The sequence below is a fragment of the Gemelliphila sp. 1F1 genome, assembly GCF_056897515.1.
Genome location: NZ_JBXHBE010000003.1, coordinates 139,838 through 164,982, shown reverse-complemented (window position 1 = coordinate 164,982; position 25,145 = coordinate 139,838). Strand labels below are relative to the sequence as shown.

Genomic DNA, 25,145 nt, shown 5'->3' with positions numbered 1-25,145 from the left:
TACATCAGCATCAACGAGTGCGTCAGATTCAGCAAGTACATCAGCATCAACGAGTGCATCAGAATCAGCAAGCGAATCAGCTTCAACAAGTGCGTCAGAATCAGCAAGCACATCAGCGTCAACAAGTGCAAGTGAATCAGCAAGCGAATCAGCGTCAACAAGCGCAAGTGAATCAGCAAGTACATCAGCGTCAACAAGTGCAAGTGAATCAGCAAGCGAATCAGCGTCAACAAGTGCATCAGAATCAGCAAGCGAATCAGCGTCAACAAGTGCGTCAGAGTCAGCAAGCACATCGGCATCAACAAGCGCAAGTGAATCAGCAAGTACATCATCTTCAACAAGTGCGTCAGAATCAGCAAGCACATCAGCGTCAACAAGTGCAAGTGAATCGGCAAGAACATCAGCGTCAACAAGTGCATCAGAGTCGGCAAGCACATCAGCGTCGACAAGCGCAAGTGAGTCAGCAAGCACATCGGCGTCAACAAGTGCATCAGAATCAGATAGTGTATCAGGTTCAATGAGTACACCAGAATCAGTAAGTGCGTCAGAGTCAGCAAGTACATCGGCATCAACAAGTGCAAGTGAATCAGCAAGCGAATCAGCATCGACAAGTGCAAGTGAGTCAGCAAGCACATCGGCGTCAACAAGTGCAAGTGAATCATCAAGCACATCGGCATCAGAAAGTGCAAGTCCTTCTGAATCAGAATCTGCTAGTATGTCAGAGTTAATGAGCACATCAGAGCAAGGAAGCGAATCAACAAGTTCAAGAAATAGTGAAGGTAGTAGAAAATTATCATCAACAGGATTAGCTGATAGTTCAGCAACGACAGCTCTTGGATTAAGCACACTAGTAGCAACATTATTCGCAGCAAGAAGAAAAAAGAAAACTGATGAAGAATAAGATATAGTGTAAATTATGCAGAAACTAACAAATTGCTAATAACAGCAATTTGTTAGTTCTTTGCTATTGTAAAATTAAGGAGAAAAAATTTTGAATAACAGTAAAAATATATTAAGGAATAAACTCCTATGGTTAATATTAATAATTATGATATATATACTGGGGAGTGACATTCCATTACCTAATGTTGCTGTAAATTTAGGGAATATAAATGAGGATAATAGATTTTTGGAAATAGCAGGAAGTGCTACAGGTGGAAATTTGTTGGGAACATCTCTGTTTGCATTAGGATTAGGTCCTTGGATGAGTTCTTTGATTATATGGAGAGTATTATCTTTATCCAAAAAGCTAAAAATAAAATCTTTAGCACCTAAAAAATCACAAAAATTACAAATGTTATTAATGTTAGTTATAGCGTTATTGCAGGGATATGTGTTATCTGGGAATTTTGAATATATTAATAATGATAATGTTAAATTTAATATTTTTAGCACATTAACAATACTAATTGCGGGAAGTTTCTTTTTAGTTTGGTTAGGTAATATGAATAGTCTGAAAGGATTAGGTGGTCCAATGATAATAGTGGTTATAGGAATTGTAAAGCAATGGACTGGACAAATATTTAATCTTCTTGCAGAAAAATATAACTATTACAACCAATATAAACTACTTTTTGTTATGATTGTTTTATTAGTTGTCTTTATAATGGTACTCGTAATGATTTTATTTGAAATGGCTGAATATAGAATTCCTGTTAATAGAGTATTAATAAATAATGAATATTTTGAAAGATCCTATTTAGCTATAAAGTTAAATCCAGCTGGGGGATTACCTGTTATGTATGCATTATCTATAACCGTATTGCCATCATATATCATTAGATTTTTACTTAGATTTTATCCCGATAGTGAAATATTAACAACTATTTTAAAAAATATAGATATTACACAAGTTTATGGTGTATTGATTTACATTGTGTGTCTTGTAGCTTTAACTATAGGATTTGCGTTTTTAAATGTAAATCCTGAGGAAATATCAGAGAATTTAAATAAAAATGGAGATTATATAGATAATATCCGTCCGGGAAGGGATACGGAAAAATATTTAAGTAGTATAGTATTAAAATTTTCTGTTATAGGATCAATATATATAGTTATTTTAGCTGGAGCACCTATGATATATTCTCTAAAAAGTAGTTTAGGGTTTAGAGCTATGATGATTTCTGGAACTGTTTTGATATTATCTAGTCTAGTTTATAACATATTGGAGCAGGTTAAGATAATCCTTATCAGAAATAAGTACAAAACACTTTTTTAAAGTAATTTAGGAGGAAGATTAATGTTTTATTTTATTGCATCTTGGTATAACGATAGAAGAAAATGGGATGACAATGTAGATGCTTGGTATAGAAATAATGAAAATATGGAATTTGATGATACTGTAAATCAGCTAAGAATGTTTCATAAAGAAGAAGAGAATATCAAATTAATTGTATTAAATTATGCTCCTAATTTACGCTCTTTTTTGCATAGGCAAGATTTATTAGAGATTGATTATTATTCAATATTTGATAATATTCAACAAATAAAAAGTGATAATGTAGCTAATATTAATTACAAGGATTTTGATTGGGGAGATAATATAGAATATATTTATACACCTTTTATAGTTATTGTTAATAAAAATGACAAATTATATGCACATATAGACTTATCTAATGAAGGTAATATAATATATATTAGTTTTTTTGATAATAATAAAATTATTAAGAAATATATTTTTGATGATAGAGGTTTTATATCAAGTATAACATACTTTAATAATGAAAAAGAATGGTATAGAGATTATCTTAATGAAGAAGGGATTTGGCAAATAAGAGAGAATATACTTAATAATAGTATAGTAACGATTAATCCATTATTTAAAGATAATTTTAAGAAAAATGAATATAATAATATAGAAGAATTAATTTTTGAGAAATTAGAAACATATTTAGCGAAATCATCTATTAATGATACAATACTAATAGCAGCAGATGATAGGCATAATGAACTGGTCGTCAATGCAGCGAATAAAACTAATGTAGTATTTTCTTTCTTTGAAGATAGATTTAAAATGTCAGATTATTTACCAAATTATTTGAGAAAAGCTAATTTATTTATAGCAGATAATGAATTTACTCAGAAAAGTTTAATAAATAATCTTTCAAAATATGATGTTGTTAAAAATGTATATCATATTACACCATATGATACACGTTTAAGATTAGGATTAAGTCAGAGAAAAAAAGAATTGATTATATATTTATTAGTAGATACTATAGATAAAAATGAATTGAATCAAGTAATAAATATAATTTTTGATGCAATGTTAGATAATAGCAATATTAACTTAACTTTGGGAACATACGAAAAAAATGGATATAAAGAAAATGATATTGTTGAGATTGTAAATAATATAATATCTAGCAATGAAGATTTTCAAGAATATATAATTTTTCAGCAAGAAGAAGACACTAATGCAGAAAATCAACTAGAATTTGAAATAAAAGACAATGTTAAATTAAAGGTAATAAATTCAGAAATAGATTTGATAAAAGAATTGGAATATGTAAGACTCATAGTAGATTTGGGTCAGAAACCTGATTTATTTACACAAATAGCAGGTATTAGTGCGGGAATCCCGCAAGTAAATAGAGTATCCACTTCTTATGTAGATCATAAAAAAAATGGCTATGTAATCTCTAGAAATGAACAATTAGAATTAGCCATAAATTATTATTTTGAAGGTTTGTCAAATTGGAATAAATCTTTAGTTTATTCAGTCGATAAACTAATAGCGTATACGAGCGATAATATTGTTAGAAATATAAAAAATTATATTGGGATGAGTAATAATGAGTAATAAAATCAATGTTTTACAAATAGGCAGTGTAGATTGGAGTAAGAACTATAATATTCCAGAAAATATTATTTGGAATTATGTAGAACCAGAAAATATTTTAACATTTGTAGAAAATTTGCAAAAAATACATGAAGCGAAAGTTGATAGAAGATTAAAAAAGGAAATAGAAAAACAAAAAAATTCAAAAAAAAATCAAGAATTAGAAACAATAGATGAGGAGGCAATTAGAAGAAGTGTAAGATTGCAAACTTTCAATCTAACTCTTATTGATGATATAGATAAAATTGATGACATAAATGTATTAAGAAGATTTTGTCCAGTATATACAATATTGTACAATGAAAAAGAATTATTTCCTGAGAAATTTTCAGAATTTGGAAGAATGAAACAACCAAGGAGTATAGATTTTTCATCTCCTCAAAATATTATTAATATGGCACCTAAAGCATTTTTTAAAGGTGGGGGATATGGAGAAAAATATTCATTAAAAGAATTTTCTGTGAGTAGTAATTTTACTGGTGATATTGAATATAATGGGCATGCCTATCTAAAATTGACTGGAAATTTTGGTAATGAATTTAAGCAGTTAGTGGTATGTTCTAGCAATAGACCTATTTTTAAAAATTCTCCTATAGAATTATGGCCGGAATATAAGAAACAAGGAAATGTTGAAATTCAAATGGTAGTTAGAACGATTATTGATGGCTCTTTGGCAACTATTGATAAAGAATGGATTTTCTATGAAGAAGATTTGCAAAATTCAGTGATTTTAGATACAGAAATTAAAGGATATTTAACAGTATCTATATTTGCTAAAGGAGAGGGGAAATTAGAACTAGGACCTATTCATTATAGATTTTCACGTTTAGGTTTTGGCGATTTTAGTCTAGGAGGGACTATACTAAGAGATAGTAATCGTCAGGAGTTACTTTTTTATTTCAATCCTGGGGATCTTAAGCCTCCTTTGAATGTATATTTTTCTGGGTGGAGAGCTGCTGAAGGATTTGAAGGTTTTAATATTATGAATGGTCTTAAGTCTCCATTTTTATTAGTATCAGATCCTAGATTGTCCGGAGGCTCTTTTTATTTAGGTAGTGAAGAATTAGAAAATCAAATTCCAGAAATGGTTAATAATTGTTTGGAATATTTAGGTTTTACAAATAGAGATTTAATTCTCTCTGGAATATCTATGGGCACTTTTGGAGCTACTTATTATGCACCAAAACTTAATCCGCACGCGGTTGTAATTAGCAAGCCAGTTTTGGGTCTTGGAACAGTAGCATTGAGAGAAAAACTTAGGAGACCAGGTGTATTCCCAACATCTTTGGATATATTAATGACCATTACTGGAGATCAAGACATAGAACATACAAAAATACTTGATAATAGATTTTGGGACAGATTTAACAGTGGAAATTTTGATAATACTCATTTTGCAGTAGTTTATATGAAACAAGAAGATTACGATGATTGTTCTTATCCTAATCTAGTGAGGAGTTTAAAAAATAAAAAAACTCATCTTAATGCAAAAGGATTATCGGGTAGACATAATGATAATTTTGGCGGAAATGTTGTTGCATTTATGAATTTTTATCGCAACATTCTAAGACGTGATTTTGGAAGGGAAGATTTATGATAAATAAAAACTATTTTTCAAATATTATATATTGGAATAACTTTACTACTAATAGTTATTTATATGGTTCAATAATAAAATTTAAAAGTAAAGATTATGTCCATTTTGAAAATTTAAGAATGCCATCTGGCAAAGATATAAATGAGTGGAGATCACAAACTAATCATCAAAGTCATAAATATATACCTCAATTACCCGTATTAAAAAAAGGAAAATTATATAAAATATATATAAATGCAGATACCGTACCAAAAAATTCTATATATTTGAGGATACTATTTTATGATCGTTATGAAAAAATTATTTCAGAGACAGTAATAAGATCTAATGAAGACATTTTTACTTATCCAGAAAATACATATAGTTACAAAATACAAGTTATGAATGCGGGGTGTTCAGAACTAATATTTCATTATCTGGAGTTGACAGAATGTGTAGACAGGTTTGATAAAAAAAGTTTTATTGTCAGTGATATAATAAATAAAAATGAAAATTCAACTAAATTAAATGTAATTTTTTTGGAGCCTAAACAAAATAAATTTGAAGAACTAGACAGAAGTTTGCTAGAAAATTATTGTAATGTTGTTTTAATAAATAGTAAAATACATAATGCTCATATATATTGTTATAAATTTTTATTTGAAGAGATTAATAATATATTCAACCAAAACGGATATAAAAGTATAAATTTTTACGGTAACGGGGAATTTTCTAATGTAGCTGCAGTTCAATATAAATATTTATTTGAAAACTCTAAAGCTTATATTACAGATACCATTCAAGATTATGAGAAATATCAAAAAATATTAGAAAATAGTTATATTGATGAAAAGTTAATTTATAAAAATTATTGTAATGAACAAGTAAACAGAGATAGTTCTATATACATACACGATTGTAAATATCAAAATGAAGAGTCGATTTTTGCTAAATTCTATAATAATAATTATCGTATATTAGAGTTACTTGAGATAGAAAAAGAGAGGTAATATATTGAAAAATATAGATTATTTTTTTCTAGATTATTTTAGAAGAAGAAAATTAAATAAAATATTAAAAAAAGTAAATAACTTTGCTTTTGAAATATCTGAATTAACAGATAAAGAGTTGAAAAATAAAACAAATATTTTTAAAGATATGTTAAAAAAAGGATCTACATTAGATGATATATTACCAGAAGCTTATGCAGTAGCAAGAGAGGCTGCTAAACGAGTTCTCGGTATGTACCCTTATGATGTTCAGGTATTGGGGGCAATAGTTCTTCATCAAGGTAACGTTGCAGAGATGAAAACCGGTGAAGGAAAAACTCTTACAGCAACGATGCCTCTTTATTTGAATGCATTGACAGGAGAGGGAGCCATTATAGTTACTACTAACGATTATCTTGCTAAACGTGATTATGATGAACTAGCTGATTTATATAGATTTTTGGGTCTTACTGTTAGCACAACAGTAATAGAAGAAGATAGAAATATAAAACCAGAAGAAAAAAGAAAAATATATTCTGCTGATATAGTATATACAACAAACAGTACACTTGGATTTGATTATCTTCAAGAAAATTTGGCAGATTCAGCTGAAAGTAAATTTTTATGTGATTTTAATTATGTTATAATAGATGAAGTAGATGAAGTGTTGTTAGATAATACGCAGACACCTCTTATTATATCGGGTTCACCACGAGCACAATCCAATTTATATAAATTAGCTAATACTTTCGTATTGACATTAGAAGAAAAAGAAGATTACAAATATGATAAAGAGAAAAATGAAGTATGGCTTACATATAAAGGTATAGATAGAGCAGAACAATTTTTTGCTATTGATAATTTGTACAGTCCGGATTATACAGAATTAGCAAGACATATAGTATTAGCATTACGTGCTCATAAATTGTTTGAGAAAGATAAAGAATATGTGGTTCAAGATGATGAGTTGCATTTATTAGATAATGTAAATGGACGAATTTTGGAAAATACAAAAATTCAATCTGGTCAACATCAAGCACTAGAAACTAAAGAATATGTTGAAATATCAGATGATACTAGAGCAATAGCTTCCATAACTTATCAAAACTTATTTAAAATGTTTAAGAAAATAAGTGGTATGACGGGAACAGGAAAAACTTCTGAAAGTGAATTTATAGACACATATAATATGGCAGTAATTCCAATACCAACCAATAAGCCTATGATTAGACGAGATTTAGAAGATGCAGTCTATTGCACACTACCCGAAAAGTTGTACGCTTCACTTAATATGTTATTAGAAATTCATAAGACAGGGCAACCAATTTTATTAGTTACAGGATCTGTGGATATGTCAGAAATATATTCCCAAATGTTGTTACAAGAAGGGATAGCTCATAATGTATTAAATGCGTATAATATTGCTAAAGAAGCTGAAATAATCAAAGAGGCGGGGCAAAAAGGAGCGGTAACAGTAGCTACTATATTAGCAGGAAGAGGAACAGATATAAAATTAGGAGAAGGAGTTGCTGAATTAGGAGGACTTGCTGTAATTGGAACAGAAAAAATGATGAGCAAGAGATTTGATTTGCAACTTATAGGTAGATCAGGAAGACAAGGAGATCCCGGATTCAGTAAATTCTTTGTATCTTTGGAAGATAAAGTCGTTACAAAGTATGGAGCAGATAAACTAAAAGATTATTACAAAAAAAATAAAGATAATGTAGACTTTAGAAATCCAGTTGAGATAAAAAATAAAAAAATAAGAAAATTAATAAATAAAGCACAACAAGCTAGTAGTAATTATGGGGAATCATCAAGAAAATCAACTCTAGAATTTGATGAAAGTATTAGAGTGCAGAGAGATTTAGTATATAAATATAGAGAGAAAATAATAGAAGAAGACATTGATGATAAATTTGTAAATAATATGATAAAAAAAGCTCTTCCCAAATTTATTAAAGATATATATACAGAAGATGAATTAATTTTTTACATACTAGAAAATTTGAGTTATGATTTTAAAGGTTTTGAAGGAGAATTTAATTTTTCTGATGAAACAGTTAAAAAAGACGTATTATTTGATATAATAAATTTTGAAGTTGATAAAAAGAAAGGTTTATTAGGAAATAAAATAAATGAATTTTATAAAATAGCATTACTAAAAGCTGTTGATGAATGCTGGATTGAGCAAGTTGATAATTTACAACAATTAAAAAGTATAGTTATGGGAAGAGAAACTGCTCAAAAGCAGGTAATGTTTGAATACTACATTGAATCAAAAAAATCATTTGATAAAATGAAAATGGATATTGAGAAAGAAATTATAAGAAACGTTTCTTTAAGTACTATAGAAATCAATAATAAACAGGAGCTTACGGTTTATTTCCCATAAAATCAATTGGAGATGATAAAATGACAATTTATAATTTTAATTTAGGGATAGGATGGGCAAGTAGTGGAGTAGAATATGCTCAGGTCTATCGCGCAAAAAACTTTCGTGCTATAAAACAAGATGCTAAATTTGTTTTTACAGATTTAATCTTGGGAGAAAATATAGCACATTTTACGCAAAAAATAGGTTTTAAAGATAGCGAAGTTATTTGGTTATACACGTATTTTACAGATTTGAAAATAAAAGAAACAACTTATACGATAGATGATGTAAAAAATAGTATAGTAGAAGAGCCTAGTAGTATCGAAAAGGATAGTAGTGTAGTACGTATTTTTTATAAAGATAAAGATATGTTTTTGACTGCATATTTAAAAGATGAAAATTCTAATATTGTAAACAGAGTTGAGTATGTATCAAGAGGTATGTTAATTCGTAAAGATTATTTCTCTTATACTAAAATGTGTTCGGAATATTATACACCTAAAGACAACAGAGCTCACTTGTATCAAAGAAAGTTTTTTAATGAAGATGGTAGTGTAGCCTATGAAGAAATTATAGATGGGGATAATATAGTCTACAAATTTCCAGATAAAATATTTTATAGTAAATCTGAGTTTATAAGACACTTTGTGGATAAGTTAAATCTTACTAAAAAAGATGTAGTAATTATAGATAGAAGTACAGGACAAGCTCAAGAAATATTGGAAAATAAAAAAGAAGCTAAAGTAGGGGTAGTCATTCACGCAGAACATTTTAGCGAAAACTCTAGTGATGATAATAATATTTTGTGGAATAATTATTATGAATATCAATTTAATTACTCTGATTATATAGATTTCTTTATAACAGCAACAGATGCACAAAAAAATCTTTTGGGGAATCAATTTAAAAAATATTATAATAAAGATATTATAGTATATACTATCCCGGTTGGAAGTATCGAAAAATTACAGTATCAAGAAGGTAAGAGAAAACCTTTTTCGTTAATAACTGCTTCTCGTTTAGCTGGTGAAAAACATGTTGACTGGCTTATACAGGCAGTAGTGGATGCTAAGCCCCAAATACCTAGCTTAACGTTTGATATTTATGGTAGTGGAGGAGAAGAAAATAAACTAGTTGACAAAATAGCTGAAAATAATGCGACAGATTATATAAAGTTAAGAGGGCATAAAGATTTAACACACGTTTATAAAAACTATGAAATGTATATAACTGCATCGACTAGTGAAGGATTCGGATTAACATTGTTAGAGGCAATAGGATCAGGATTGCCAATAATAGGGTTTAATGTAAGATATGGAAATCAAACGTTTATAACTCCTAAGAAGAATGGTTATTTGATAGAATATAATCAGGAGAACATTAGAGGCGGAATAGAAGAAATTACTAGTAAAATAATTGATATTTATGAAAATAATTATCTGGAAAACTTTAGTCAACATTCATACGAAATAGCACAAAATTTTTTGACTGAAGAAGTAGAAAAGCGTTGGATTAAATTATTATCTGAAGTAGTTGGAAATTAACTTAAAAAGGGGATAGCAATGATAAATTTATTTGAATATTATAATCAAGAAACAAAAGACTTACATACTTCTTTACAAAGAGCAGGATATAGTACTCCTACCGTAGTAATTAATTATGATGGATTTGCTCCAGAAAATGTACTTTCTCCTTATAAGTATTTTATGTATGGTAATGAAGTATTACCGGAGAATCCTAGATACTTTAATCAGTTAGAAGTGCCGCTATTTTGGGAAATCAAGGGAACAAATTCTTATGGAGAAGTATATAACTTTGATAGAAAAATGGCAAATATCTACTATACTACTCCTACTCATAAAAGGATAGTTAGAGAAGTAGATTGGTTTGATAATAACAATATTGTTAGAAGTAAAGATTATTACAATAAATATGGTTATAAATATGCTAATTCTATATATAGTAAAGACGGGGAATTAATTACAACTAGTTATTACAAAAAAGATGGCTTTGAGGTTATTGTAGAAAATCATATTACGCAAGATATTATATTAAATGAAGAAAATGGTATTATTAAAATATTTAAATCTAAATTAGAATTGTTAGATTATTATATTCAATTAGAAAAATTAGATACGGATAAAATAATTTACAATAATTTATCACTCCCTTTTTTCTATTCTTATAATAATTCTAATAAAAACGGTAATGATACGCTAATATGGCAAGAACCTATATATGATGAAATACCAGGGAATATGCAACTGATATTTAATTCTGATGCTACAAGAACAAAAAATATATTAATATCGGATAAACAAGTTTATAACAAAGTAATAAATCTTATAGACAATAACGATAGGGAGAAAATAGATTATTTAGGATATATTTATGATTTTGAGAGAGAAAATAATAACAATCCTAAAATTTTGATATTAACTAATTCAGATCAGATAGAACAAATAGAAGAGTTGTTAAACAATTTACCAGATTTTCATTTCTATATAGCTGCAATTACTGAAATGTCTGCTAAATTATTATCACTAGTAAAATATTCAAATGTTACATTATTCCAAAATTTAGAGCAACCTATGGTGAAAAAATTATTTGCTAATTGTGATTATTATTTAGATGTAAATCATAGTAATGAAATACTTAATGCTATAAGAACAGCCTTTGAAAATAATATGCTTATTTATGGCTTTAATAACACTATTCATAATAACAAGTATATTGCGAAAAATAATGTTTATTCTCCAGAAAATGTGTTGAATATGACCGAGTCTATAAAAAAGGCAAAAGAAGATGAAAACTTTAGAAGAGAATTGTTGGAGAAACAAAGAATACAAGCAAGTTCAGTAAGTACAGAATATTATATAAATATTTTGAAGTAGGTGTTTTATGGATAACAAAAAAAATAGTAACATATTAGAAAAAAGTATAGAACGTAAAATTAGCGAAGAACGCTATGAAGTTGTAGAAAAAGAGAAAAAGAAAGAAAAAATAAATATAGCTAATGTAGCTACAATTCTTTTGTTTATTTCTATAATATTTAGCCTATTAATGAGTTTTTTATAAATAGTGAGAAAGAGAGAAAGTAGTATGAGAGTTCATATAACAAATTTATACGGTCATTCGCCTAAAAGTACGGCACAATTAGCTCAAAATCTTACCACAGATGTAGCCAAGTCATTAGGTTTTAATGAATTGGGAATTTATGCTTATGATATAAATACAGATAGTGAAATAGAAATGAGAAAAAGAATAGATGGAATTATAGCCTCTATTAGTCAAGGAGATATGGTTATTGTGCAATCTCCTATGTGGAATACGCATAGATATGAAGAAATCTTTATAAATACTCTTAGGGGATATTATAATTTAAAAATAGTTATTTTTATTCACGACTTTATACCTTTTATGTTTGAACCGAATAGATATTTATTACAAGATTACATCAATATTTTTAATAGAGCGGATGCTCTCATAGTACCTTCGCAAAAAATGTACGATGTGTTAAGACAAGAAGGACTTACTGTTGATAAATATTTAGTACAGCAAATATGGGATATTCCGAATAAATTATGGCTTAATAGTCCAGAATTTAGAAAGGTTATTAATTTTTCCGGACAGCCTAGTAAATTTGAATTCTGTAATGAGTGGAGTTATCAGACAACGCTTAAAATATTTGGAGATAGCACTGATATAAATGTTAAAGATAACATTATTGCTGCAGGATGGCACAATCAAGATAGTTTATTAATGGAATTGTCTAAAGGCGGTTTTGGATTAGTATGGTCAGAAGATGACTATTGGAGTGAATATATGACTATGAATGTAACTTATAAATTAAGTACGTATCTTGCGGCGGGGATTCCTGTTATTGTCAAAAGAGGGGTTTCTAATCAGCAAATTATAGAAGAAAACAACTTAGGTATTATTTGTGATACATTAGAAGAAGCGGATAATATAGTGCAAAATATGACAGAAGATGAGTATTATGGATTAATAAATAATGTTAAGAAATTCTCAACGTTGTTAAGTGGGGGTTACATTACCAAAAAATTGTTTATAGATATGATTCATCTTCTTATGAAAAAGTAGGTATAAAATGGTTTATATAAAAGTAAAAAATATTAATGACAGTTTAGATTATATATTAGAAAATAATAGCTCAGTTGCTAGATTTGGTGATGGAGAAATAGATATTATTGCAGGTAACTCTATTCCTTATCAAGAGTATAATGATTCATTAGCTAACAATCTTAGAGATATATTACAAAAGCAAAGTAGTAGTGATTTTCTTGTTTGTTTGCCGGATGTATTTGAAGATATAGATAGATATAACGAGTTTGCTGTTAGTTTTTGGCACGGACATCTAGCTCACTATGAAGATTTATATAGAGAAATTTGTACAGCAGATTGGTATGGAAGCACATTTATATCTAGACCGTATATTGACTTGCATGATAAAACTAAATCGCATAGTTATTTTGAAAAGATAAAGAAACTATGGAATAATAAAGAAGTATTAATAGTAGAAGGAGAAACATCTCGTTCAGGAGTTGGTAATGATTTGTTTGATAATGCAAAGACTATTGAACGAATTATCTGTCCTTCAAAAAATGCCTATAGCAAATTATCAGAAATAGAAGAAGCGATAAAAAAATATGCCAATAATAAATTGGTACTAGTCATGTTAGGACCTACGGCTAAAGTAATAGCTAATAATCTTTATAAAAAAGGAATACATATTATAGATATAGGTCATATCGATTCTGAGTATGAGTGGTACAAAATGCAAGCAACACATAAAGTGAAGTTATCTACTAAACATACTGCAGAATTTAACTATGATAACGACATAATATTTGTTGAAGATGAAAATTATAATTCACAGATATTAACTAGAATTGTTGATTAATAAGAGAGGGGAGCTAATTATGAAAAAAGCGATAGTATTAGCAGCTAATTATGAATATGTAGAACAAGTATTAACTACTATAAAATCTGTTTGCTATCATAATATCAATGTTAAATTTTATTTAATAAATAGTAACTTTCCAAACGAATGGTTTATAGCATTGAATAAAAAATTAGAAAAAATCAATTGTGAAATAATCAATGCAAGAGTAGAAGAAAATCAAGTGAATAGCTACAAAACAGATATAAGTTATACAGTATTTCTTCGTTATTTTATTCCTGATTTTGTTGAAGAAGATAAAGCTCTTTACTTAGATTGTGATTTAGTTGTAACTAAGAATTTGGACGAATTATTTTCGATTGGTTTAGATGACTATCCTTTAGCGGCAGTAAAAGATTTAGGTGGTCTTCATTATTATAACGAAGTAATATTTAATGCTGGCGTAATGTTAATTAATAATAAAATATGGAAAGAAGAAAGTATAACCCAAAAATTAATAGAATTAACTAATAAATATCACAACACAGTTTCACAAGCTGATCAAAGTATTTTGAATATGTTATTTAAAGATAAGTGGCTTGAGTTAAATTTCTCATACAATGCAATAACTTTACATACAGATTTTGCTAATTATAATTTGTTTGATATTGATTATCCTGTAATTATACATTATTTAACAGAAAGAAAACCTTGGAAACCATATTCGCAATGTGTGTTTAGAGAAGTATGGTGGTTTTATAATAATCTGGATTTTGGAGATATAAATGGAAATGTCAAACAATTATATAAAAATATGATTACATCTGATTTTGAAAAAGTTGCATTAGTGTATACTTATACTGATAGTTTGTTGAACATAGAATATCTTGTACAAAATCTTCCGAAAGTAAAATTTATAATCGCAGCACCAGTAGTAGTTTCGCACAATATCTCTAAATTATTAAAATATCATAATGTGGAAGTAGCGTCTGATATTGCAGTTATAAAAGGATTTGGAAATTACTTATCAACAATAAGTGATTTATTGTTAGATATTAATTATGGAGAAGAAGTAAATGGTGTTGTGAATTTCTTTAATTCTAAAAATAAAAAAGTGTTAGCATTTAACTCTACAAAACATAGTGAACAAGGGCAAATAACTTTTGATGATAGCAAACCGAATACTATGGTAGAGTATATAAAAAATATTTAAAGATAGGGGGGAATTTTGTGAAAGCGATAGTATTATCAGCGGACAATAATTATATAAATCAACTTACTACAATTATAAAATCTATTTGTCTTCATAATAAAAATATAAAATTTTATATTTTAAACGATGATATACCAAAAGAATGGTTTATTATGATTAGAGAGAAACTTACAATATTAGGGTGTGAAATAAAAGATATAAAATTAGTAGAAAGCGAATTTGAAAATTTTTCTGTTAAATTATTAGATTATATAAATTATAGAACATATTTTAGATATATCATTCCAAATATAGTAGAAGAAAAGACTGCACTTTATCTTGATGTAGATATAATAGTAGATGATGATATTTCGCATTTATTTAATATAGATTTTGAAGAAAACCATATTGCTGCAGTTAAAGAAACAGATAGTGAAAGTGAATTTAATGCAGGAGTTATTGTGTTTGATATAGAAAAATGTAAAGAAGACAACATAACTCAAAAATTAATAGAGATTACAAAAGATGAGAGTAAGCATTTTCCGTTAGCTGATCAAAGTGTATTAAACTATTTATTTCCACAATACAAAAAAATATCTAGGATTTATAATTGGCAACCAGGATTAGGATTCTACGGACACGAGGAGTATAAATATTGTATAGAAAAGCCAAAGATTATTCATTATTCTACAAGTCAAAAACCTTGGAATACTTATAGTTCGGGTGGAGAATTTAGAGACTTATGGTGGCATTATAATTCATTGGATTGGCATGAAATATACTTAAGAAATAAAATTTCTAGTAGATTTAGTAATACATTAGGTAATAAAATATTTATACTTACTAATTCAGCGCATATAGAAAATATTGATTATCTGGTAGAGAATTTGCCAGAGTACCAATTTAATATAGCTGCATATACGTTTATGGCTCCGGATTTAAGAAATTTGGCAGCAAAAGATAATGTATTTATTTATCCTAACGTAGATAATATTCAAGTAGATGTGCTACTTGAAAGTTGTGATTGTTATTTGGATATAAATGCTTATGCTGAAATGTCTGATATAGTTAATCGTGCCAAGCATTTAGGAAAAAAAGTTTTGACTTTTGATAATATGAAGCATAGGGAAGATATATTTTATGATGATATAATATTACATACACAACCAGAAAAAATGGTAAGAAAATTAAAGGAATATAAAAAATAAATTTTATAGAGGTAGTTATTATGAATGATAAAATAAGTGTTATTATTCCGGTATATAACGTTGAAAGATATCTAAGAGAATGTGTTGATAGTATTATTAATCAAACCTATAAAAATTTAGAAATTATTTTGGTTAATGATGGATCTACTGATGAATCAGGAAGAATATGTAACGAATATGCTAACCAAGATAATCGTATAAAAGTTTATCATAAGGAAAATGGTGGAGCATCTTGCTCTAGAAATTTTGGATTATCTAAAGCTACGGGAGAATTAATTACATTTATAGACTCTGATGATTGGGTTGTAGAAGATTATATTGAGATATTGTATAAAGAGCAACAACAAGCGGATGCAGATATAGTAATAGGTAATTATCTAAAATATAATGAGAATGATGGTAATTTCTATTATTATGTTTTGGATGAAAACTTTTTAATTGAAGAAATTAATCCTATTGATTCGGTAATTAGACAAAGTGTTTGGAAGTATAACACATCTGCATTTATTATATTGGTAGGAAAATTGTTCAAAAAAGAACTTTTTAATAACATACACTATCCCGTAGGAAAAATATTTGAAGATGACTTTGTAACTCATAAATTGTTATTTAAAAGTAAGAAGACTATTTTAGTAAATGGGAATTATTATTTTTATAGAGTGAGAGAAAATAGTGTTATGACTTCTAAATTTACTTTAAAGAGATGTTATGATTTAGTAGATATGGTTAACGAAAAACTTGCAGATATTGTACTTTATGGAGGAGGTTTATCAGATGCAAGAAATAGAGCGTACAAATTATTATATGACTACAAGAATCTTATGGAATATCATTGTTTAACTTATGATCCTATATATAAAGTAATATTACAGAAAATGGAACTATATGATATAGGAAATGAACGGAAACAAAATAATAAACAATAAATTAAATATTTTTTGAGTTTTATTTTCCTTGTATTGCATAATGCAAGGATTTTTTATTTTGTAGTTGATATAGTGCGGTAATTTTTCGTTGCTATAAATATATCGATAAATATTTATAGAATTTATTAATTGGAATAAAAATATATATGTTTACTATAATAAGAAAATTTTGACTAAAATAAGTCGTTTTTATGAATAATGTTAAAATATTTTTTAGGGTTTTCATAAAGATGGTTGACAAAAACGGGGGGGGGTGTGTATAATATAATTCATATGTATTTTTCACTTTTATAGTGAATAAATTTATTATTTTAATTTTATTAAAAGGAGAACAATTAATGAATAAGAAAAAGTTTGATTGGTACAGTATGAGTCAACGCTTTTCTATAAGAAAATATCACTTTGGTGCAGCTAGTGTTGTACTAGGTACTTTGTTATCTTTAGGAATAGCATCTTCTGATGCTTCCGCTAATAATAGTGGAGAAGTACAGCCGGCAGCTACTGAATCTTCAGTAGAAGATGTTGCTCCTAATAACTTAAGCTTAAGAAGTGCGGATTCTTCATCTGAATTAGCTATTCTTAATATAGATATTGCGGAATCAACGGTTACCATATTAACTGAAAATGCAGTAAAAGTAGAAGCTACTTTAGATGGTAAAAAAGTAGCTTTATCAGGAGCTGATGGTACTTATAGCTTTGAGCGTCCTGTAAGTGGTGGAAATCTTACTGTAAAAGTTACAGATAAGAATGGAGTAGAAAAAACACAAACAACTAAAATAGAGCCTATTACAACAGAAGGTACTATTAATGTAAATAATCCTGGAATAGATGTAACAAACGATTTTGATCTTAAAGGTATAACACAACCAGCTAAAAAAGGACTTCCTAGTGAAACGAATGTATTGTATGCAGGTACTGAGTTAGATAGTATTTCAAATAATACAATAGTTTTAAATTCAACTTCGTGGACACAATTAGCGAGCGGATGGCAAAAAGATAATACATATCCATTGGCAGGACATTATGTACTATCGTTCCAAAATCCTAGATTTTATGAGAATATTGAGAGTATTTCTGTAAATAATGTTCAATTTGAAAAGTATAATGGGAACCCATCTACTTGGGCGGTAGAATTATTGACAAAAACATTTAGTACAGGATTAATTGGAACTAAGTATGAAAATAAAATTGTTATTAAATTAAAAAATGGACAAACATTAACAGGTTTAGGATTAGATAATAAGGCTATTTCGTTTACATCTGGTTGGGTAACAGGTAAAGATTATAAAAAATCAGAAGGTATTAACAAACTTGTTGCAGAATCAATTGATAATAGCTGGTTTAGCACAAACAATCAACGTTTAAATGATTCTGATAATGGTGTGCGTAATAACTTTACGGGGACGAAGAAAGATGCTGCAGCTAATGTACCGCCTATAATGAAAGTATTGCCGGATTTACATGGAGATACATCAGGTATTGCTAATAGTATAAAATCTGTTTATATTATTACACCATCTGGAGCATATGGTCTTTTAGGAGTAGCTAATAGTTACCAAACTTTACCATACTTTGTACAACAAATTCCTAAGTCTTTATTACCATTTATAGATGGCAATAATATTAGTATATATCAATCTAATTCTAGTGGTAATATTTTAGATAACAAGCAACGTTTTAATATTACAGCAGATTCTCAAGGAATAGTTGATTCAAGAACTAACAGTAATCTAACTATTGCAGGAAAAAGTAGTCAAGCGGATGTAAATAAAGTGCGTAACTTCTTTAGTCAAAATTTATTTAGTTATACGTTAGGGCAACCTCTATATATTACAGTAGAATATGGTCTAAAAAATCCTAAAAATTCTGTAGAATTAGCAAAAGAATTGAATAAGATTATAAAAGATCAAAATGGAACTTTGAACTTTGAAGGGTGGATGGGACGAGAAACTAAATCTGGAACAAATCCAGTAGGTGCTAATGAACCTGGAGTTTTAAGAGGTTCTTATGCTAACTCATTCTTGGATACTAACTTATTAACTTTAAATGCTCCAGATAAACAAACGTATGATGTTTCTTATGAAGATTCTACTGTTGAAGCAGGAAAACAAGCTCAAGCTATTATTCCGAAAATAACAGATATTTCTAGTAAGCAAGTAGAAGTACCTTCTGGTTCTACATTCACATTAGGTACTAAACCAAATACATTGAGTAATGTAAGTATAGATTCAGCAACTGGAGTAATTACTGCTACAGTAGCAGACAACACTCCAGCAGGAACAGAAATATTAATTCCTGTTACTTTAACTTATCCAGATGGAACAGTAGCTACAGTAAATGCCAAAATTACAGTAATTAATTCAAGTAAAGATGCAGATACATACGAGCCAGAATATCCAGTAACAAATGTAGTGCCAAAAACACCAGCAACATCAACACCAACAATAAAAGACAAAGATGGTGACGCAACAACAGCCCCAAGTGGAACTAAGTATGGAATAGATCCAAACTTTGTGGCACCAGACGGATACACAGTAACAATAGATCCAGATACAGGAGTAGTTACGTTAACAGCGCCAGAAAATCCAACAGGAGAAACTGCAGAGAAAGTAGAAGTACCAGTAGTAGTAACATACCCAGATATGTCAACTGATAAAGTTACTGCAGAGTTTAAACTAGATACAGATGGAGATGGAACACCAGACGAAACAGATACAGATGATGATAATGATGGTATTCCGGATACAGAAGAGCATACAGATGGAACAAATCCAAAAGATCCAAATTCAATAGCGTCATCAATTACTCCAATAGAAGATCAAACTGTAAAATTAGGAGAGCCAATTACAAATGTAACGGTAACAGTAAATAAATTACCAAATGGAGGATCTTTAAAAGTAGAAGGATTACCAGATGGAGTAACATTTAATCCAGATACAAAAACAATCTCTGGAACACCAACAGCGTTAGGAGAAAGTACAGTAACAGTAACTGTCCTGGATAAAGCTGGAAATCCAGTTAAAGCTGCGAATGGACAACCAGTTACAGAAACATTCAAAATAACAGTAACTGATCCAACAACACAAGCAGATAAATATACACCAGAGTATCCAACAAAAAATGTAGTACCAGGTACACCGGCGACATCAACTCCAGTAATAAAAGGAGAAGATGGAAAAGAAACAACAGCGCCAAGTGGAACTAAGTATGGAATAGATCCAAACTTTGTGGCACCAGACGGATACACAGTAACAATAGATCCAGACACAGGAGTAGTAACAGTAACAGCTCCAGAAAATCCAACAGGAGAAACGGCAGAGAAAGTAGAAGTACCAGTAGTAGTAACATATCCAGATAAAACAACTGATAAAGTTACTGCAGAGTTCAAACTAGAACCAGATGGAGACGGAACACCAGACGAAACAGACACAGATGATGACAATGATGGAGTTCCAGATACAGAAGAAAAAGAAAAAGGAACAAATCCAAAAGATCCAAACTCTAAGCCGGGAGCGCCAAACGCAGATACAAATGAGCCTAAGTACGAAGACAAGACAGGTAAGCCAGGAGAAACAGTAAAAGTACCAGCGCCTAAGAACGAAAATGGAAGTAACTTACCAGATGGATCAACATTTGAATCAAGCAACCCAGATGTAAAAGTAGATCCAAACACTGGAGAGATTACAGTAACAGTTCCAGAAACAGCGAAACCAGGAGATGTTATAGAAACAACAATCACAGTAACATACCCAGATGGAAGCAAAGACGAAGTACCAGTTAAAGTAACTGTAACTGAAAAAGATCCAAAACAAGCAGATACAAATGAGCCTAAGTACGAAGACAAGACAGGTAAGCCAGGAGAAACAGTAAAAGTACCAGCACCTAAGAACGAAAATGGAAGTAACTTGCCAGATGGATCAAAATTTGAGTCAAACAACCCAGATGTAAAAGTAGATCCAAACACAGGAGAGATTACAGTAAAAGTTCCAGAAACAGCGAAACCAGGAGATGAAATTACAAGTACAATTACAGTAACATATCCAGATGGAAGCAAAGACGAAGTACCAGTGAAAATAACTGTAACTGAAAAAGATCCAAAACAAGCAGATACAAACGAACCTAAGTACGAAGACAAGACAGGTAAGCCAGGAGAAACAGTAACAATTCCAGCACCTAAGAACGAAGATGGAAGTAACTTACCAGATGGATCAACATTTGAATCAAGCAATCCAGATATAAAAGTAGATCCAAACACAGGAGAGATTACAGTAAAAGTTCCAGAAACAGCGAAACCAGGAGATGTTATAGAAACAACAATCACAGTAACATACCCAGATGGAAGCAAAGACGAAGTACCAGTGAAAATAACTGTAACTGAAAAAGATCCAAAACAAGCAGATACAAATGAGCCTAAGTACGAAGACAAGACAGGTAAGCCAGGAGAAACAGTAACAATTCCAGCGCCTAAGAACGAAGATGGAAGTAACTTGCCAGATGGATCAACATTTGAGTCAAGCAACCCAAATGTAAAAGTAGATCCAAACACAGGAGAGATTACAGTAAAAGTTCCAGGAACAGCGAAACCAGGAGATGTTATAGAAACAACAATCACAGTAACATATCCAGATGGAAGCAAAGATGAAGTACCAGTGAAAATAACTGTAACAAATCCAGATAAAAAATCACCATCAATCAAAGACATTGGAGACAAAACAGTAATAGAAAAACAACCAATAGATCCAATTAAAGTAGAAACTACTGACGTACCGAAAAACGGAACAGTAGAAGTAAGTGGACTACCAGGAGGATTAACGTATAATCCAGAAACAGGAGAAATTACTGGAACGCCAACAGTAACAGATTGGGGCAAAGATGAAGAAGAAAGAGACTACACAGTAACAGTAGAAATCAAAGATGAAACTGGAAACGTAGTGGCGACAGAAGACTTCGTAATCAAAGTACAAAGAGATACAGACGGAGATAAAATTCCAGATGTAACAGATCCAGATGATGATAACGATGGATTTACAGATGAAGAAGAAAAAGCAAAAGGAACAGATCCAAAAGATCCAAACTCTAAGCCGACAACACCTGTTGTGTCAGGAGGAAAATCTTCAGAATCTAAAGTATCTAAAAAATTATCTAATACTGGAGAAACTACAACTACAAGTGCAGCTGGTCTAGTTCTATTAGCATTAGCAGGTCTACTAGGTAGAAGAAAAAAAGATAATAAATAATTTAATAATTTTAAAAAAAAGACAAGGTATTTAATGCCTTGTCTTTTATAATTTAGTGCAAAAAAGTCAATTAGTATATTATATAAAATTAATAGTAATATATACATATTAGTATATTTTCAATGTAAATATACTATTATTTTTTATAGAATATCATTTAAACAGATATTAAATACTATAAAATATTGACAATTTTTAAGATTATAGTATAAAATAATAACGATAATATGATTATATGAAAATTTGGTATTATACATTATTGAGTTGAGTTTTTAGATTTGAAATAAATAACTAATATAATTTATAAAAAAGGGAGTTATATATTGTTGACAATTTATTGAATTACTTTTTATTGTTATCTAGGGAAAGTTAAAAAGGAGAAAAGAAATATGGAAGTAGGTCCACCGTTGCGGGTAACTGTTGTTGGAATGGGGTATGTAGGATTAAGTATTTCCGCTATGTTGAGTCAAAAATATCCTGTATATGCGTTGGATATTGATGAGGAACGTGTTACTCTTATTAATAAACGAATATCTCCTATAGAAGATGAAGAGATATTATCATTTTTTGCTAATAAAGATTTGAGTTTGTTTGCAACTTTAGACGAAAATTTAGCTTACGAGTCAGCTGATTTAGTAATTATTGCGACGCCAACTAATTATGATTCAGAATTATCTTCTTTTGATACTACGTCAGTAGAAATGACTATTGATAAGGTGTTAGATTATCGTCCGCAAGCTATTATTATAATTAAATCGACTGTTCCAGTAGGTTTTACCAAACGTATGCGTGATAAATATCCAAAAGCTAATATTGTGTTCAGTCCTGAATTTTTGCGTGAGACAAAAGCATTGTATGATAATTTGTATCCTAGTCGTATTATTTTTGGATTTGATGAGAATAACTTAAGAATTAAAGAAGGTTTAGAAGTATTTATTAATATGTTGCGTTCTAGCGCCTATAAAAATGATATTCCTGTTTTGATGATGTCTGATTCTGAAGCAGAAGCTGTTAAATTATTTTCAAATACTTATTTGGCTATGCGTATTAGTTTCTTTAATGAGTTAGATACTTATGCAGAGGTAAATGGATTGGATACTAAATCTATTATAAACGGAGTGAAACTTGATTCAAGAATTGGAGATTATTATAATAACCCATCTTTTGGTTACGGAGGATACTGTTTGCCTAAGATACCAAACAATTATTGGCAAACTATGAGTCTATACCTCAAGAACTTATGAAGGCTATTGTTGATTCTAATACTACTCGCAAGGATTTTATAGCTGAGAGAGTTTTGGAACTTTTAGCTACAAAAAAAGATAATGCTTTAGTAGGTATTTATAGACTTACTATGAAATCTAATTCCGATAATTTTAGACAAAGTTCTATTCAAGGAATTATTAGAAGACTTAAGGAAAATAATATAAAAATGATTATTTTTGAACCGAAAATTAATGCTAAAAGTTGGAACGATATTCCAGTAACTAGTGATTTTGAATATTTCTGTGGGAAATCGAATTTAATATTAGCTAATAGATATGTCAAAGAGTTGGATTTTGTTAAAGATAAAGTATATACAAAAGATATCTTTGGTAGAGATTAGTAAGATGTTAAAAGTATAAAAGGGGTGAAGAAGTGAAAGTTGCTATTTTAAATTCATATCTGTTTCCTATTCCTGCTGTAAGAGGTGGTGCAGTAGAAACTTTGATAGAAAGTATAGTTAAAGGTGCTAATGAAGATAAATCTATAGAAATAACAATTTTTTCGCTTTATGATAAGGACGCTATGTCAATGTCAATAGGAAAATATCCTAATGTAAGGTTTAGGTGGCTCAGAAGACCAGATTATATTGATTTTATAGATAAAAGGATAACTTCTTTTATACGTTTTATAAAACGTGATAAAGACTTGTGGCAAAAAAACTATCTTTGGCAAATATTAAACGAAAAAAAGACTAAAAAATTTTTACTTGAACAAGATTATGATGTAGTTATTATTCAAAATGCATTATATTTATGTGATATATTTGCAACTAAAGAACTAGAAAATAAGTACCGTGGGAAAGTATACTTTCATACTCATAATATTCATTTTAGGAAAGTTAATCTATCATCGGCATTTGCAGGTATTATTAGTATAAGTCACTATTTAAAAGAAAATATTAGAAAATGCTTTGGTAATAATCTCCCTATTCACGTTGTTCATAATGGAGTAGATACAAAAAAATTTGAATTAACTATATCTAACTTTGAGAAAGAAGAATTAAAATTACGTTATAACATACCTAAAGATTCTCCTGTTATTCTGTTTGTAGGACGTATTATGCCCAAAAAAGGTGTTTGGGAATTGTTGCAAGCATTTCAACAATTAGAAAATTCTAGTGCTCATTTAATGTTGGTAGGAGCAAGTTCGTTTGGAATGGATAATTTAACTTCTTTTGAAAAAGATGTTGCTAGAGTAGTGGCTAATAGTTCTAAGGTCCACGCTACTGGTTTTGTACCCAATAAAGATTTAGGAAAATATTATAAATTAGCTGATGTTGTCGTTTTGCCTTCAATATGGGAAGAACCATTAGGTTTGACAATGATAGAAGCAAATTATCAGGAACACCTTTAATTACTACTAACAAAGGAGGAATTTCTGAAACAACGAGTTCGGATAATAGTATTATTGTAGACGTAACTAACAATTTACCTAGAGATTTAGCTAGAACTATTGATGAGGTCTTAAAGAATCCAACAATTTGGAATGAAAAAGCAAAAAATGCTCAATATACAACCCAAAATAGATTTAATGAAAAAGTTTTTTATCAAAATATTAAGGATGCTATTAATATAGCTTCAAAATAATTAAGTAAAGTTTATTGAAAGATAAAAGGAGAGTGTCGTGT

General features: G+C 29.3%; 18 protein-coding genes and 1 pseudogene. 18 read left to right on the top strand and 1 reads right to left on the bottom strand.

What is annotated here, in order from left to right; translation table 11 throughout:
- Positions 1 to 735, bottom strand: a 735-nt coding sequence (locus tag AC1XWJ_RS04695; protein ID WP_483334733.1) for a hypothetical protein, incomplete at its 3' end; no start/stop codon positions are given.
- Between AC1XWJ_RS04695 and AC1XWJ_RS04690 the strand changes: the two genes are divergently transcribed.
- The 18 genes and pseudogenes from AC1XWJ_RS04690 (at position 728) to AC1XWJ_RS04605 (ending at position 25,104) form a co-directional block, all read left to right on the top strand.
- Complete coding sequence (locus AC1XWJ_RS04690; RefSeq protein WP_483334732.1) at positions 728 to 901, top strand: LPXTG cell wall anchor domain-containing protein; 174 nt, start codon at positions 728 to 730, stop codon at positions 899 to 901. The two genes, AC1XWJ_RS04695 and AC1XWJ_RS04690, sit on opposite strands and share 8 nt — an antisense overlap.
- A 90-nt stretch (positions 902 to 991) precedes the next feature.
- The gene (gene secY2 / locus AC1XWJ_RS04685; protein ID WP_483334731.1) at positions 992 to 2,218 is read left to right on the top strand and encodes an accessory Sec system protein translocase subunit SecY2; all 1,227 of its coding nucleotides are present in this window, start codon (positions 992 to 994) and stop codon (positions 2,216 to 2,218) included.
- Between the two features lie 21 nt (positions 2,219 to 2,239).
- Positions 2,240 to 3,805: an accessory Sec system protein Asp1 gene (gene asp1, locus AC1XWJ_RS04680; RefSeq protein WP_483334730.1), complete on the top strand. Its 1,566-nt coding sequence runs from the start codon at positions 2,240 to 2,242 to the stop codon at positions 3,803 to 3,805.
- On the top strand, positions 3,798 to 5,441 hold the full coding sequence (gene asp2, locus AC1XWJ_RS04675; protein ID WP_483334729.1) for an accessory Sec system protein Asp2: 1,644 nt from the start codon (positions 3,798 to 3,800) through the stop codon (positions 5,439 to 5,441). The genes asp1 and asp2 overlap by 8 nt, the downstream gene beginning before the upstream one ends.
- Positions 5,438 to 6,430 carry an accessory Sec system protein Asp3 gene (gene asp3, locus AC1XWJ_RS04670; RefSeq protein ID WP_483334728.1) on the top strand — a complete coding sequence of 331 codons (993 nt, stop codon included), beginning with the start codon at positions 5,438 to 5,440 and terminating at the stop codon, positions 6,428 to 6,430. Before asp2 ends, asp3 begins: the two co-directional genes overlap by 4 nt.
- 4 nt (positions 6,431 to 6,434) lie before the next feature.
- Positions 6,435 to 8,804 carry an accessory Sec system translocase SecA2 gene (secA2, locus tag AC1XWJ_RS04665; protein WP_483334727.1) on the top strand — a complete coding sequence of 790 codons (2,370 nt, stop codon included), beginning with the start codon at positions 6,435 to 6,437 and terminating at the stop codon, positions 8,802 to 8,804.
- Positions 8,805 to 8,824: 20 nt separating this feature from the next.
- Positions 8,825 to 10,330 carry an accessory Sec system glycosyltransferase GtfA gene (gene gtfA, locus AC1XWJ_RS04660; RefSeq protein WP_483334726.1) on the top strand — a complete coding sequence of 502 codons (1,506 nt, stop codon included), beginning with the start codon at positions 8,825 to 8,827 and terminating at the stop codon, positions 10,328 to 10,330.
- Positions 10,331 to 10,348: 18 nt separating this feature from the next.
- On the top strand, positions 10,349 to 11,680 hold the full coding sequence (gene gtfB, locus AC1XWJ_RS04655; protein WP_483334725.1) for an accessory Sec system glycosylation chaperone GtfB: 1,332 nt from the start codon (positions 10,349 to 10,351) through the stop codon (positions 11,678 to 11,680).
- A 7-nt stretch (positions 11,681 to 11,687) separates the two neighbouring features.
- Complete coding sequence (locus tag AC1XWJ_RS04650) at positions 11,688 to 11,864, top strand: hypothetical protein (protein WP_483334724.1); 177 nt, start codon at positions 11,688 to 11,690, stop codon at positions 11,862 to 11,864.
- A 24-nt stretch (positions 11,865 to 11,888) separates the two neighbouring features.
- On the top strand, positions 11,889 to 12,890 hold the full coding sequence (locus AC1XWJ_RS04645) for a sugar transferase (protein ID WP_483334723.1): 1,002 nt from the start codon (positions 11,889 to 11,891) through the stop codon (positions 12,888 to 12,890).
- Positions 12,891 to 12,897: 7 nt separating this feature from the next.
- A complete protein-coding gene (locus AC1XWJ_RS04640; protein WP_483334722.1) occupies positions 12,898 to 13,710 on the top strand; it encodes an SP_1767 family glycosyltransferase in 813 nt (270 codons plus the stop codon).
- A 19-nt stretch (positions 13,711 to 13,729) separates the two neighbouring features.
- Positions 13,730 to 14,902 carry a glycosyltransferase family 8 protein gene (locus tag AC1XWJ_RS04635; protein WP_483334721.1) on the top strand — a complete coding sequence of 391 codons (1,173 nt, stop codon included), beginning with the start codon at positions 13,730 to 13,732 and terminating at the stop codon, positions 14,900 to 14,902.
- 17 nt (positions 14,903 to 14,919) lie between these two features.
- Positions 14,920 to 16,089 carry a glycosyltransferase family 8 protein gene (locus AC1XWJ_RS04630; RefSeq protein WP_483334720.1) on the top strand — a complete coding sequence of 390 codons (1,170 nt, stop codon included), beginning with the start codon at positions 14,920 to 14,922 and terminating at the stop codon, positions 16,087 to 16,089.
- 20 nt (positions 16,090 to 16,109) lie between these two features.
- Entirely contained in the window at positions 16,110 to 17,015 is a 906-nt protein-coding gene (locus AC1XWJ_RS04625) for a glycosyltransferase family 2 protein (protein ID WP_483334719.1), read from the top strand.
- A gap of 338 nt (positions 17,016 to 17,353) precedes the next feature.
- The gene (locus AC1XWJ_RS04620; protein WP_483334718.1) at positions 17,354 to 22,252 is read left to right on the top strand and encodes a YPDG domain-containing protein; all 4,899 of its coding nucleotides are present in this window, start codon (positions 17,354 to 17,356) and stop codon (positions 22,250 to 22,252) included.
- Between the two features lie 407 nt (positions 22,253 to 22,659).
- Positions 22,660 to 23,858: pseudogene (locus AC1XWJ_RS04615) on the top strand (nucleotide sugar dehydrogenase).
- A 32-nt stretch (positions 23,859 to 23,890) separates the two neighbouring features.
- Positions 23,891 to 24,871, top strand: coding sequence for a glycosyltransferase family 4 protein (locus AC1XWJ_RS04610; RefSeq protein WP_483334717.1), 981 nt, complete (start codon positions 23,891 to 23,893; stop codon positions 24,869 to 24,871).
- The gene (locus AC1XWJ_RS04605) at positions 24,814 to 25,104 is read left to right on the top strand and encodes a glycosyltransferase (protein ID WP_483334716.1); all 291 of its coding nucleotides are present in this window, start codon (positions 24,814 to 24,816) and stop codon (positions 25,102 to 25,104) included. Before AC1XWJ_RS04610 ends, AC1XWJ_RS04605 begins: the two co-directional genes overlap by 58 nt.
- The last annotated feature ends 41 nt before the right edge of the window (positions 25,105 to 25,145 follow it).